The following is a 13234-nucleotide window of genomic DNA, read 5'->3' as shown; positions in this document are numbered from 1 at the left end:
ATCAGCGGTGCGGCTGCGGTGGTACTCAGTTTGAACCGGCAGCCGGCTTCACCTCGGCCGTAGCAGCCGCTTGCTCATTGCGAGCGGCCTCACGTGCAACCAGCCGTTCACGGTGCGCTGTATAAAGGCCGCTCGCCGCGATGATCGCGCCGCCCACATAGGTCCACAAGCCGGGCAACGTGCTGAACACCAGGAAACCGATACCGCTCGCCCAGATGATCTGGATGTAGGAGAAGGGCGCCAGCACGGAGGCATTGGCATGGCGGTAGGCCAGCACGAACAGCCAGTGCGCCAGAGTCGACGACAAGCCGATGAGGCTGCCGATGGCGATCTCCGCCATTCCGGGCATCCGCCATTCGAACGGGACGAGCAAACTGAGCACCGCGAGGCCGACGACGGCCGAATAGACCAGGGTCGTCTGGGGGCTTTCCGTGTCATTCATGACGCGGGTGATGATGGCCGCGAGCGCCCAGACCGCAGCGGCGGCAATCGGAAACAGCGCCGCAAGCTGGAAGGCGCTCGATCCCGGCTGAACGATGATGAGCACACCGGCCAATCCGATGGCCGCGGCCGTCCACCGCCTGATGCCGACCTTCTCGCCGAGCAGCGGAATGGCGAGTGCGGTGATGAAGATAGGCGAGACGAAGTTGATGGCCGTGGCGTCGGCGACGTCCAGGTAGGCGAGACCGGTGACGAACAGTATGGTGGAGAGCACCATGTATAGCCCACGCAGCACCTGCCGGCCGGGATGCCTGGTGTGGAACATCCCCCAACCGCCGCGATACAGCGCCCACGGGACCACCAGGAGACAGAAGACCACATAGCGCATCCAGGCGATCTGGATGGCGCCAATGGTTTCGGTGAGATATTTGGCGGCGATGTCCGAAACCGAGAAGAACACGGTGGCCAGCACGATGAGCAGGACCCCCTTGGTCGCGCCGTCGCACGCGACCAATCGGCTGAACCTCCCCTGAATTCCGGCAAACTTGAACAGGTGGAACGCAGACGCGGGCGCGGCTGCGGGAACGGAAGCCATTGGACTCTCCGAGAAGACGCCTCAAGCTATGCTTGTGCTCGGGATCCGGACATTTTTAAAGCGCGCATTTCGCAGGCGAGCCATGCACGCCGCGAAGACGTCCGTTCATCTTTGGGTCATCTTTGTCGATATTGACTGCCCGGATCAATTCACCGGGTCGGACTGTCCGCGTTCTTCATCGATGCGGCCGACCGCGATCACCGCCTGGGTCCGGCTCTCGACGCCGAGCTTCTGCAGCACGGCGGAAACATGCGCCTTGACGGTCGCCTCCGAAACGCCCAGGGCATAGGCGATCTGCTTGTTCAGCAAGCCCTCCCTCAGCATCATCAGCACGCGAACCTGTTGCGGCGTGAGCGTCGCGAGCCGACGGGCGACGGCATCGGTCTCGTCGTCGGCGGCGCCCGCCGCATCGATGTCCGGCGGCAGCCACACACCCCCGGCCAGCACTTCCCTCACCGCCTCGCGGATCGCACTCACCGGGGTCGACTTCGGGATGAAGCCCGATGCGCCGAGGGCGACCGCCCGCCTGATCACCGGAAGATCCTCGGTGGCGGAGACCACCACGGTGGGGACATCGGGAAATTGCGCCCGCAGATAGGCGAGGCCGGCAAGGCCCTGCACGCCGGGCATCTTCAAATCGAGCAGCAGGAGGTCGACGGCATCGTCGGCCTCCAGCAACGCGGTGACCTCGTCGAGCGAACCCGCTTCCTTGACCTGCACCCCGTCATAGGCAGCGGTGAGAGCATGTCGCAATGCATCGCGGAACAAGGGATGATCATCGGCGATGATGAAATGATATCCGGCCATCGCCGCGTCCTTCCCCGCACCATTCCTCATGCTTCAGCTCTCGCGGTTCCGATGTAGTGAAGCGCCACTTCGCGGCGGTGCGGCCGGTCGCGATGCTCGAACACATAGATGCCTTGCCAGGTGCCAAGCATGGGCCGACCATCGTTCACGGGCACCGCCACGTTGGCGCCGGCCAAGGTTGCTTTGATATGCGCTGGCATGTCGTCTGGCCCTTCCACCCGGTGGAGATAGCCGGCGTTGCGAGGCGCCAGCCGGTCAAATGCGGCAACCAAATCCACCCGCACGTCAGGGTCCGCATTCTCCTGGATGACGAGGGATGCCGACGTGTGGCGAATGAACAGCGTGAGCAGACCCTCCTGCGCTTGCCTTTCCCTCACCCAGGCGGCCACCCGGCCCGTGATGTCCACGAAGCCTTGGCCTTGAGTGGCGACCTCGAGAATACCCGTAAATTGTATGATGCGCGAATTCAAATCTCCTCGCCCGGCTTTTCTTGAAGCGACTGCGCAAACCTGAACAAGCGCCGCACCATGTCTTCAAAGAAGCCGGCGATCTGGTCAAGCTGCTTTTCCGTGGAACCCTTGACGGTGGCCTCGGGCGCCTTGGCCGCCTGTTCGAGTTCCGCCACCCGCTGCTTCAACGCGCTGTTCTCGGCGCGCAGCTCGGCGTTCTCTTCCCGCAGCTTCTGGCTGTCATCGTTGATGGGCACGCAGGAGATCGCATCGCGCTCGCCAGCGCATTTCAGCATTCCGCCGGTCTGCTGATCGACGCGCACAAAGCCGCCATCGCTGGTTTCCTCAATGGTATAGCGGGTATTCTCCGCCTGCGCCGGCACGGCGAGGAGAACCACCAGCACCATGCACGCTGCACGGCACCGGGCCTTGCTCAGGACGTGCCGCAAATCACTGGTCATGCCTCGCCTCACAGGCTTCGCGAGATCAGCGTCTTCATGATCTCGCCGGTACCGCCACAGATCCTCTCAACGCGTGCATCGCGAAACATGCGTGTGAGCGGATATTCGTTCATATAACCGTAACCGCCGTGCAATTGAAGGCAGTTATCGATGATCTTGCGCTGCAAGGTCAGTCAGACAATACTTTGCCCGCGCGGCGGCGCGCCGAAACCCCGGCCATGTCGACCTCCTGGTTCATCCATTCGGGCCGAGGCGGATTGAAGGTTGAAGCCACCCCATTCCGTTGCCACACCCTCGATTTCCGGCTCAATCGGCCATTGCGGATGCAAGCTTTTCCTTCTCCCTCAGCATGCCGTCAACGATGGTGCAGGTGCGCTCGAGATCGGCAATGGTCTCGTCCAGCTCCCGCCTCTGCAGCTTGAGATCGTCCAGGCGCGCCCGCAGCGTTTGCGAGGCGGCGCGCAGCTGGCGGACATGGCCGTTGCGCAGGTGATAGAGGTCGAGGATCTCCTTGATCTCCTCCAGCGACAGCCCCACCCGCTTGCCGCGCAGTATGAGGCGGAGCCGGGCCCGGTCGCGGTAGCTGAACAGCCGGGTCCACCCCCTGCGGGTGGGCGACAGCAGTCCCTTCTGCTCGTAGAAGCGAAGCGTCCGCGGGGTGACATCAAACTCTTCGCAGAGATCGGAGATGCTGTAGATCTTCGCACGATCCGGCTGAGCGACGTCTTTTTGAACCATGCGCCTTCTCCAGACATTTTCTCCCTATGTAACAGGTGACGTCCACGTCAACCAGTAGCTATCGTGCCGTAGAGCCGGAAGCCCGCAAGGATAAAGGGCCGTTAACTTATAATTTACCGTCCTGGTTAACTTTTATCCGAGTGATTCCCTCGACACCGGCCGCAAGCCGTCGCACTGGGTCCTGGGTCCCGACAGGGGCCGTCCGTTATGGTGAGTGATCGCGAATGACAGCCGGCGCCCCATGGAGCATCAAAGGCATCGATCCTGACGCCCGGCTGGCAGCGAAGGAGGCGGCGCGGAAAAGCGGCGTGACGCTCGGGCAGTGGCTGACCGCGGTCATCCACGAGAGCTCGGGGAAGCCAGCAAGCGCCACCCAAGGCGCAGGACCAGCCGCGCCCGTCATCCAGCAGCGGATCGAAGATCTGGAGCAGAAGCTCGCCGACCTGACGCGCGCGCAGCAGCAGACCGCGGCCGGGCGACTGTTCGAGCACCGGGCGGCACAGGAGCCCGTAGAGGCGCTGCTCGCCAGGGTCGACCGCCACGAGCGGCGCACCGTGGAGGCGTTCGCGGCCATCAATGACCGCCTCTCCGGCATCGCACGGCAGGTGAGCCAGAACCAGACCAGCTCCTCGGCCGATCTCTCCGCGGCCATCGAAACCGCACTGCGCCGGATCCTCGACCATATCGCCAGCAACGAGCAGCGCAGCCGCGACGCACTCCTTGCGCTTCACGAGCGCCTGGCCGGCCTGAGCGCGCAAGCCGCGGCCGCGCAGCCCGTGCCCGGCCGCGCCGGCGGGCAGGAGCTCGGGGCGCTCGAACGGCGCGTCGATGCGGTGACCGCGCGGATCGAGGCGGCGGAGCAGAACATCGAAGCGGCGGCGAAGCGCTCGGCAGAGGCCACAATGGGCGGGCTGCGCGAAGAGATTCGCGAGAGCGAGCGGCGGATGTCGCGGCTCATCGGGGAAGCCCGGGCGGAGGGTGGCGGGCCTGGGGATTACGAGGACCTTTATCGGCAGATCGAAATCCTGTCGCAGCGGCTCTATTCGGTGGAAAGCGAGCGGGGCTCTTCGGCGATGGACGCGCAGGTCGCCGAGCTCGCCAATCGGGTGGACGAGCTGGACGGCCGTGTGCGGACCGCCATCGAGAACCAGCCCAGCAGCGCGGTGCTCATCGAGCTGCAGAGCCACATCGTGGCGCTGACCGACAAGCTGGCCACCATCGAGCGGCGTTTCGACGACATCGACGCGGTGGAGCGCAGCGTGGCCGACCTGTTCAAGGCCATGGAGCAGAGCAAGGTCGAGACGCGCGCGCTCGCCACACGCACGGCGGAAGAAGCGGTCGGCCGCAGCCTTGAGCTCAGGGCCGGCCCCTCGGCCGAGCTGCAGGCGCTGCAGAGCGGGCTTGCGGCCGTGAAGCGCAGCCTGGCCGAATCGGACCAGCAGACGCAGCAGACGCTGCTGGTTGTCCACGAAACCCTGCAGAAGATCGTGGACCGCCTCGCGGCCGTGGAACAACGGCTGCAGGACGGCGGTTCGGGCGAACAGCCGGGGCCTTCGGCGCCAACGGCTCATGGCGACGAGGGCCGCGCGGCCGATATCCCCGAGGTTCTGCGCGACATCCGCGTACCGGTCAGTGGCGATGACGTTGCCGAGGAAAAGCCCAGCGAGGGCGAGGCAATGCCAGAGGAAGCCCCGCCCGCGGCGCGCTTGGCTGAAGGAGAGCCGCCGTCCGAAGGCGAGACTGCCGGCGCTCCGCCGGATGCTCCAGCGCCATCGGAAGAGCAGGCGCCGGAGCGCGAAGAGGGCGGAGAGGTGTCTCCCCCCTCCCCGTCCGATCGGCCCATCGAGACGATTACCCGCCGGGACGACTTCATCGCCGCCGCCCGTCGCGCCGCCCAGGCTTCCGCAGCGGCGCCAGAGCCGGCCACGCGGCGCTTCAACCCGCTGAGCCGGCTGCGGGGCCTCGGCCGCCGTGGCGGCGAGGATGCTTCCGAGGGGTCGGCTACGGAGGAGGCAGCCGCCCGCCGCAAGCCCCTGATCCTGGCCGGCGCCGTGCTGCTGCTCCTCGCCGTATCCGCCTACAGCATCAGCGGACGGCAGACGGAAGCGCCGGTCGCCACGAAGGACGACATCGGCTCTTCCCGGCTTGCCGGCACGCCGTCGCCGGCAGGCGGGGCGCAGGCGCCCCTGCTCGACCGGATCGAAGGGCTGGGTCAGTCGCTATGGAGCGCAACCCAGGCCTCGGACTGGCTAGGCAAGCTGACGGCGCCTTTCGCGAAGCCGGATGAAGGCAGGCCCGCCGACCCTCCGACCACCGGCTCGATCGGCAAGAGCTCCTCGCTCCTCACCGTTCCCACCATCGCTGCGGTTCCGGCCGGGCTGAGCACCGCCGCTTCTTCAGCCAGCGCGTCTCCGGACCGTGAAGATGGGCGGGGCACCGTGGTGACCATGACGCGCGGCACCGCAGCCACGCGGGACGGCCTGCCCGAGCGCATCGGCTCGCCGGCCCTGCGGCGGGCGGCCCTCTCCGGCAGTCCCGCCGCCCAGTTCCTGGTGGCCACGGAGCTGCTCGAGGGCGAAGGGCAAAGCGAGCCGATCCTCGCCCTGCGCTGGTTCCAGAAGGCGGCCGCGCAGGGCCTGGCGCCCGCCCAATACCGGCTGGGGATGATGTTCGAGCGGGGCACAGGCGTGCCGCGCGACCTTGCGACCGCGCGGGTCTGGTACAAGCGGGCGGCGGAGAAGGGCAATATCAAAGCCATGCACAACCTGGCCGTGGCCTATGCCGGCGACGATCAGGGCGCGCCGGACTACGCCAAGGCCGCATACTGGTTCGGCGCTGCGGCCGAATATGGCATCCGCGACAGCCAGTACAATTACGGCGTCCTGCTGGAGCAGGGCCTGGGCGTGGTGCGCAATCTCCGCGATGCCTATTTCTGGCTGACCCTCTGCGGCCGATCCGGCGATGCCGAAGCGGCCCAGAGAGCCAACGCCCTCAAACGCCAACTGACCCTCCAGCAGATCGAAGAGGCCGAGGCCGCGGTGGCTCGCTGGCGTCCCCGGCTGCCGCGGCAGGACGCCAACACCGTGGCCTTCGATGAAGGCTGGCAGCCCCAGCGCACGCCGGGCCGCCGCGCCGATCTCGCGATCACCAACTGAACGCGCAGCCCCGCCGTGGCGCCTGCCGGGCGCCACAGCCCCGTCCGCATTTTAGAGCGCTTCCGCGAACCAGTGTCCACTTCGCTCGAAAATGCTCGAATCAAAAACTCAGGCCGCCGCGAGCGACTTTTCCCGCCCCAGAGACGCGCCGGTCGGCGCCGGCATCGGCGGGGGGCACTCACGCTCGCGCCGAATGCGAATCAGGAAATTCAGGAACGCTTCCGCCTCATCCAGCGTCGCGAAATCGCCGAAGGAATCAAGCTCGTTCCGCGTGTCCACGATGTAGAAGATGCGGCCCTTTTCGATCAGTGCGGGAACAACCCGCTTTCGAACCGAGAACCCGGAGCCCTCTGCAAGCGCTTGAAGGCGACGGTAGTGATCATCCGTTTCCAACATGCGTCCACCCTCGTCCGTTAACCAATTCTAGCCAATTCCGGGCGAAAGTAGAGACGTTTAGCGACGGATCACAAAAAATGTTAAGGTTTGGGGAGCTGTGTTGCCGACCGGCAACCGTGGCGCGCGGGCGGATTCCAAGGCAATCCAGCGCGACAGGCGCGATTTGGCCTCGATTTGATCTCTGTGCAGAGTTCTTGCACGGTCGATCAGCTTGCTGCTTTGCTGATTCGGGCAGCCGACAATTCTGCTCAGGCCGGGCCGCCGGATTGCAGGCTGCTCTCGTGGGCGGCGAGCACATGGCCGGCGAGATAGAGCGAGCCGCAGATCAGCACGCGCGGGGCGACCTCGCTGACCGGCAAGCCCGCCCTGCGCAGGGCATCAGGCAGCGAGGCCGCAATCTCGCTTTCTATGCCGTGCTCCGCGGCGATGGTGGCCAGCACGGTCGCGTCCACCGCGTTCGGCTCGCCGGGGATGGTGAGGGTGATCACCCGCCGCGCGAGGCCGGCGAAGGACCGTATGAACGCGCCGGGATCCTTGGTGTTCAGCATGCCCCAGATGATCAGCAGGGGACGCGAGACGCGCTCCTCGATCTCCGCCATGCTCGCCGCGAGCACCCGGCCTGCCGATTCGTTGTGGCCGCCGTCGAGCCACAGCTCCGCACCGGCCGGCAGCAGCGCATTGAGGGGCCCGGCATCGAGGCGCTCGAGACGGGCGGGCCAGTAGGCGCTCTGCAGGCCCCTGGCGATCTCGGCCTCGCCGACCCCCGGCATGTCGAGCGCGCGCAGGGTGGCGATGGCAAGACCGGCATTGTCGATCTGAAAGCGGCCATTGAGGCGCGGCAGCGGCAGGTCGAGCAGCCCCTGCATGTCCTCATAGACCAGCCGGCCATGCTGCTCGAAGGCCTGCCATTCCTGGCCGGCCACGATGAGCGGGGCGCCGAGCCGGCTGGCGACGTGCTCGATGGCGGCCAGCGCCTCCTCGCCCTGCACGCCGAGAATGCAGGGACGGCCCCGCTTGATGATGCCGGCCTTCTCGGTGGCGATCTCGGTGAGCGTGTCGCCCAGGAATTGCTGGTGGTCATAATCCACCATGGTGATCACGCTGGCCAGCGGATCGACCACGTTGGTGGCATCCAGCCGGCCGCCGAGGCCGACCTCCAGGATGAGATAGTCAGCAGGGTTGCGCGAGAAGGCGAGGAAGGCCGCGGCGGTGGTGATCTCGAAAAAGGTGATCGGCTCCCCGCCGTTGCGCTGTTCGCATTCCTCCAGCAGAGCCGAGAGCGCGGCATCGCTGATGAACTCGCCGCCGCCCGGGGCACCCAGCCTTATGCGCTCGTGAAAGTGGACGAGATGCGGCGAGGTGTAGACGTGCACGCTCTTGCCAGCCGCTTCCAGCATGGCGCGCAGGAACGCCACCACGGAGCCCTTGCCGTTGGTGCCGGCCACATGGATGACCGGCGGCAGCCGGCGCTCCGGGTGATCGAGCGCGGCGAGGATGCGCCACATCCGATCCAGCGACAGGTCGATGATCTTCGGGTGAAGCGCGGTCAGTCGTGTCAGGATGGCGTCGCTGAGCGACATTGGCCGATCTCCTGGCGGGCAGAGCCCGAATCAGTGGGTGGATTCCGTGGCAGTTTCGCCTTGCGCGTGGACAGGCGCATCGATGAGAGCGACGGATTTTGCATCGTCCGGCGCAGGCACCAGCAGCGGCTCGGGCACCTTCATCAACATGCGCACGAGCCGGCTGAGCGTGGCGCGCAGCTCGTGCCGGTGCACGACCATGTCGACCATGCCATGCTCCAGCAGATATTCCGAGCGCTGGAAGCCCTCGGGCAGCTTTTCCCGGATGGTCTGCTCGATGACGCGCGGCCCGGCAAAGCCGATCAGCGCTCCCGGCTCGGCGATATGGATGTCGCCCAGCATGGCGTAGGACGCGGTGACGCCGCCGGTGGTCGGGTTGGTGAGCACCACGATGTAAGGCAGGCCGGCGTCGCGCAGCATTTCCACCGCCACCGTGGTGCGCGGCATCTGCATGAGCGAGAGGATGCCCTCCTGCATGCGCGCGCCGCCTGACGCAACGAACAGGAGGAAGGGGGCCTTGCGCGCAACAGCCGCCTGCATGGCCGCGATGATGCTCTCGCCGGCGGCCATGCCGAGCGAGCCGCCCATGAACTCGAAATCCTGCACGGCGGCCACCACCTCGACGCCGTCCAGCTTGCCGGCGCCTGCCAATACCGCATCGTCGCGCCCGGTCTTCTGGCGCGCCTCCTTGAGCCGGTCCACATATTTGCGCTGGTCGCGGAACCTCAGCGGATCGGAGGCAACCTTCGGGCTGTCGATCTGCTGGTATTCTCCATCATCGAACACACTCTTCAGGCGCGTCGCCGGCGGCATGCGCATGTGGTAATCGCTGCCGGGAATGACGAACTGGTTCGCCTCCAGGTCGCGGTAAAACACCATCTGGCCGGTCTCGGGGCATTTCACCCAGAGGTTCTCCGGCACCTCCCGGCGGGACAGGATGTTGCTGATCTTCGGCCGGACGAAATTCTTGATCCAGTTCACGAAATTGTCCTCTCCAGGCGCCGGTAAGCAAATGGCTCCGTGTTCCCTTCGGTGCAAGGGAAAATGCAGGAACGTGGTTTGCCGCTTGCTATTCCGCCGCCGCGGCGCGGGCGCCGCGTACCCCTTGCGCCAACGACCTGACCAGCCCGTGCACCTCGCCCACTGTACGCGCGCTGGCCACACTGCCGTCAAGACTTGCACGGATGGCCTCGACCAGGGCCGAGCCGACCACCACCGCGTCGGCATGGGCGGCGATGGCCGCGGCCTGTGCGGCCGTCTTGACGCCGAACCCGACCGCGATGGGAAGCCGCGTGTGTGCGCGGATGCGCTCGAGCGCCTGCCGTATGGAGGCCGCCTCCGCGGCACGGGTGCCGGTGATGCCGGTGATCGAGACGTAGTAGACAAAACCGCTGGTGTTGTTCAGAACCGCCGGAAGCCGCTTCTCGTCTGTCGTCGGCGTGGCCAGCCTGATGAAATTGAGGCCGGCCTGCAGCGCGGGAAGGCAGAGCTCGCCATCCTCCTCCGGCGGCAGATCCACCACGATCAGCCCGTCGACGCCGGCGGTGCGGGCATCGGTCAGGAACCGCTCCACGCCATAGCTATAGATGGGGTTGTAATATCCCATCAGCACCAGCGGCGTCGCATTGTCGCTGACGCGGAATTCCCGGACAAGGTCCAGCGTCTTTTTGAGCGTCTGGCCGGCGGCCAAGGCACGCAGGGACGAGGCTTGGATCGCCGGCCCATCGGCCATGGGATCGGTGAAAGGCATGCCCAGCTCGATCACATCAGCCCCGGCGGCCGGAAGTCCCTTCAGAATGGCGAGCGAGGTGCCATGATCAGGGTCGCCAGCGGTGATGAAGGTCACCAGGGCCGCGCGGCCCTCCGCGGCCAGCGCGGCAAAGCGATCGTCGATGCGCGTGCGGTGATGGGCGGTCATCGGCTCACATCTCCACGCCGAGATGGTCGGCCACGGCGAATACGTCCTTGTCGCCGCGGCCGCTGAAATTGGCGATGATGATCCGGTCACTGCCCATGGTGGGCGCGAGCTTCTCCACATAGGCCAGGGCGTGCGCGCTCTCGAGGGCGGGAATAATGCCCTCGAGCCGGGTGACGCTCTGGAACGCGGCGAGGGCCTCCCGGTCCGTAATGGGGACATACTTGACCCGGCCGACATCATTGAGCCAGGAATGCTCCGGCCCGATGCCGGGATAGTCGAGCCCGGCCGAGATGGAGTGGGCCTCCTTGATCTGCCCGTCCTCGTCCTGCAGCAGATAGGTGCGGTTGCCGTGGAGCACGCCCGGCCGGCCGCCGCTGATGGAGGCCGCATGCTCATCGGTGCCCAGACCGCGGCCGGCGGCCTCCACGCCATAGATGGCGACGTCGCGCTCGTCGAGGAAGGGATAGAACAGGCCGATGGCATTGGAGCCGCCACCGACCGCCGCCACCAACGCATCAGGCAGCCGCCCTTCCGCCTCCAGGATCTGCGCCCGCGCCTCCTCGCCGATGATGGCCTGGAAATCGCGCACCATGGCCGGGTAGGGATGCGGCCCCGCGGCGGTGCCGATGATGTAGAAGGTGTCTTCCACATTCGAGACCCAGTCGCGCAGGGCTTCGTTCATGGCATCCTTGAGGGTGCGCGAGCCGGAGGTTACCGGGCGGACCTCGGCGCCGAGCAGCTTCATGCGGAACACGTTGGGCTTCTGACGGGCGACGTCGGTCTCGCCCATATAGATGACGCAGGGCAGGCCGAAGCGGGCGCAGACGGTCGCGACCGCGACGCCATGCTGGCCAGCGCCCGTCTCCGCGATGATCCGCGTCTTGCCCATGCGGCGGGCAAGCAGCACCTGGCCCAGGCAATTGTTGATCTTGTGGGAGCCGGTGTGATTGAGCTCCTCGCGCTTGAAGTAGATCTTGGCGCCGCCGAGATGCTCCGTCATCCGCTCGGCGAAATAGAGCGGGCTCGGGCGCCCCGAATAGGTCTTGTGCAGCCCGTCAAGCTCCGCATGGAAGGCCGGGTCGACCTTGGCCGCGTTGTAGGCCTGCTCCAGCGACAGGATCAGCGGCATCAAGGTTTCCGCGACGAAACGGCCGCCATGGTTGCCGAAGTGACCGCGCTCGTCGGGCCCGGAGCGGAACGTGTTGGCGATGGGGGCGGTCTTGTTCATTCGAAAATCGCGCTGACTTCGTGCCGATATGATGGGATCACGCAGGTTTCTTAGCCCGCAGCCTTCGCTGCCTCAATGAAATTCCTGATCAGGGCCGCATCCTTGCGGCCGGGCGCGGTTTCGACGCCGGAGGAGACATCCACGATGGGCGCGCCGGTCAAGCGGATCGCCTCGCCCACATTGTCCGCATCGAGGCCGCCGGAGAGCACGAACGGCCCCTCCGGCTTGGCGGCCGCGAGGAGCGACCAGTCGAAGGCAATGCCGTTGCCGCCGGGCAGCGCGGCCGCTGTCCGCGGCGGCGCCGCATCGAACAGGACCATCTCAGCGGCACCACGATAGCTCCGCGCTTCCGCCGCAGCATCGGCGCCGCTCACGCGCACCGCCTTGATCACCGGCACGCCGAAGCGCTCGGCGATCTCGGCCACACGTTCCGGGCTTTCGGCTCCGTGCGCCTGGATGAAGTCGGGGGAGACCGCCGCGCCGATCGCTGCGATTGCGGCGTCATCCGCATCGACCGTGAGCACCACCTTGCGCGCGCGCCTGCCGACGAGCGCCGCGAGGCTGGCGGCCTGCGCGATCGTCACGTTGCGGGGACTGCGCGCATAGAAGACGAAGCCGACCATGTCGGCACCCGCTTCCAGGGCGGCCTGCAAAGTGGCGGGCTCGCTGATGCCGCAGATCTTGACCCTTACGCTCAAACGGCTGCCTCATGCGCCAAATCGACTTCGGCCTTGATCGTCCGCACCGCCGCCAACGGATCGGAAGCGGCGGTGATCGGCCGGCCGACTACCAGAATATGGGCGCCGGCCTTGATCGCGTCACCCGGTGTGGCAATCCGCTTCTGATCGCCGGTGGCGGCATCGCCCGGCCGGATGCCGGGCACGACCGTCATGAAGTGCCTGCCGAAGCCCGCGCGCATGGCGGCCACCTCCGCCGGGCCGCACACCACGCCGTCAAGACCGCAACCGGCGGCGATGGCGGCAAGCTGCAGGGCATGATGGGCCGCGTCGGCCCCCTCGCTCATGTCGAAGCCGAGCGTTGCAAGGTCGATGGCATCGAGACTGGTGAGAACGGTGACGGCGACGAGCTTGGGGCGATCGGGGGACGGCACCGCGTGGACCGCCTCGCGGGCGGCGGTCAGCATGGCCGCCCCGCCCAAGGCATGGACATTGACGATCGCGGGGAGGATGGGCAGGCGCATCAGCGATCGGAGACCACCGGCCACCGTGTTGGGAATGTCGTGCAGCTTGAGATCGAGAAACACCGGAATGCCACATTCGGCGACGCGCTGATAACCAGCCGCGCCGTGGGCATAGAAGAATTCGAGGCCCAGCTTGACGAAGCCCACAGCGCCCGCGAGCGCGCGGGCCAAGCCGACGGCCCGGTCGAGATCAGGTGTATCCAAGGCGACGCAGATCGGGTTCGGATAAGGGCTCATGGCGCTCGCGACGTCTTATTTGCCTGGA

13 protein-coding genes and 1 pseudogene are annotated in these 13234 nt (G+C 66.5%); 1 reads left to right on the top strand and 13 read right to left on the bottom strand.

Going from position 1 to position 13234, the window contains the following annotated elements; all coding sequences use genetic code 11:
- Positions 1-25: 25 nt before the first annotated feature.
- The 6 genes and pseudogenes from E4P09_RS17510 to E4P09_RS17485 form a co-directional block, all read right to left on the bottom strand.
- Positions 26-1036, bottom strand: a complete 1011-nt coding sequence (locus E4P09_RS17510) for a DMT family transporter (RefSeq protein WP_137390921.1) — start codon at positions 1034-1036, stop codon at positions 26-28.
- Between the two features lie 144 nt (positions 1037-1180).
- Complete coding sequence (locus tag E4P09_RS17505; protein WP_137390920.1) at positions 1181-1843, bottom strand: response regulator transcription factor; 663 nt, start codon at positions 1841-1843, stop codon at positions 1181-1183.
- Positions 1844-1869: 26 nt separating this feature from the next.
- Positions 1870-2313, bottom strand: coding sequence for a secondary thiamine-phosphate synthase enzyme YjbQ (locus E4P09_RS17500; protein ID WP_137390919.1), 444 nt, complete (start codon positions 2311-2313; stop codon positions 1870-1872).
- The gene (locus E4P09_RS17495; RefSeq protein WP_137390918.1) at positions 2310-2753 is read right to left on the bottom strand and encodes a hypothetical protein; all 444 of its coding nucleotides are present in this window, start codon (positions 2751-2753) and stop codon (positions 2310-2312) included. Before E4P09_RS17495 ends, E4P09_RS17500 begins: the two co-directional genes overlap by 4 nt.
- Positions 2754-2761: 8 nt before the next feature.
- Positions 2762-2951: pseudogene (locus E4P09_RS17490) on the bottom strand (acyl-CoA dehydrogenase family protein); the annotation flags it as partial.
- A 108-nt stretch (positions 2952-3059) separates the two neighbouring features.
- Positions 3060-3491, bottom strand: coding sequence for a MerR family transcriptional regulator (locus E4P09_RS17485; RefSeq protein WP_137390917.1), 432 nt, complete (start codon positions 3489-3491; stop codon positions 3060-3062).
- 224 nt (positions 3492-3715) lie between these two features.
- On the opposite strand from E4P09_RS17485, the gene E4P09_RS17480 reads away from it, so the two are divergent.
- On the top strand, positions 3716-6646 hold the full coding sequence (locus tag E4P09_RS17480) for an SEL1-like repeat protein (protein ID WP_137390916.1): 2931 nt from the start codon (positions 3716-3718) through the stop codon (positions 6644-6646).
- Between the two features lie 108 nt (positions 6647-6754).
- Here E4P09_RS17480 and E4P09_RS17475 read toward each other — a convergent pair whose 3' ends face one another.
- The 7 genes from E4P09_RS17475 to pyrF form a co-directional block, all read right to left on the bottom strand.
- Positions 6755-7042 (bottom strand): hypothetical protein, encoded by a 288-nt coding sequence (locus E4P09_RS17475; RefSeq protein WP_137390915.1) that lies wholly within the window; start codon positions 7040-7042, stop codon positions 6755-6757.
- Between the two features lie 248 nt (positions 7043-7290).
- Complete coding sequence (locus E4P09_RS17470) at positions 7291-8622, bottom strand: bifunctional folylpolyglutamate synthase/dihydrofolate synthase (RefSeq protein ID WP_137390914.1); 1332 nt, start codon at positions 8620-8622, stop codon at positions 7291-7293.
- 30 nt (positions 8623-8652) lie between these two features.
- Complete coding sequence (accD, locus tag E4P09_RS17465) at positions 8653-9603, bottom strand: acetyl-CoA carboxylase, carboxyltransferase subunit beta (protein ID WP_137390913.1); 951 nt, start codon at positions 9601-9603, stop codon at positions 8653-8655.
- A gap of 88 nt (positions 9604-9691) precedes the next feature.
- Positions 9692-10540, bottom strand: a complete 849-nt coding sequence (trpA, locus tag E4P09_RS17460) for a tryptophan synthase subunit alpha (RefSeq protein WP_137390912.1) — start codon at positions 10538-10540, stop codon at positions 9692-9694.
- 4 nt (positions 10541-10544) lie between these two features.
- Complete coding sequence (gene trpB / locus E4P09_RS17455) at positions 10545-11768, bottom strand: tryptophan synthase subunit beta (RefSeq protein WP_137390911.1); 1224 nt, start codon at positions 11766-11768, stop codon at positions 10545-10547.
- Positions 11769-11818: 50 nt separating this feature from the next.
- Complete coding sequence (locus E4P09_RS17450; protein ID WP_137390910.1) at positions 11819-12466, bottom strand: phosphoribosylanthranilate isomerase; 648 nt, start codon at positions 12464-12466, stop codon at positions 11819-11821.
- The gene (gene pyrF / locus E4P09_RS17445) at positions 12463-13206 is read right to left on the bottom strand and encodes an orotidine-5'-phosphate decarboxylase (RefSeq protein ID WP_137390909.1); all 744 of its coding nucleotides are present in this window, start codon (positions 13204-13206) and stop codon (positions 12463-12465) included. Before pyrF ends, E4P09_RS17450 begins: the two co-directional genes overlap by 4 nt.
- Positions 13207-13234 lie beyond the last annotated feature (28 nt).

This window comes from Rhodoligotrophos defluvii (genome assembly GCF_005281615.1).
GTDB classification, from domain to species: domain Bacteria; phylum Pseudomonadota; class Alphaproteobacteria; order Rhizobiales; family Im1; genus Rhodoligotrophos; species Rhodoligotrophos defluvii.
Note: the sequence above shows the minus strand (reverse complement) of the source record. Positions and strands in the feature narration are given on the sequence as shown.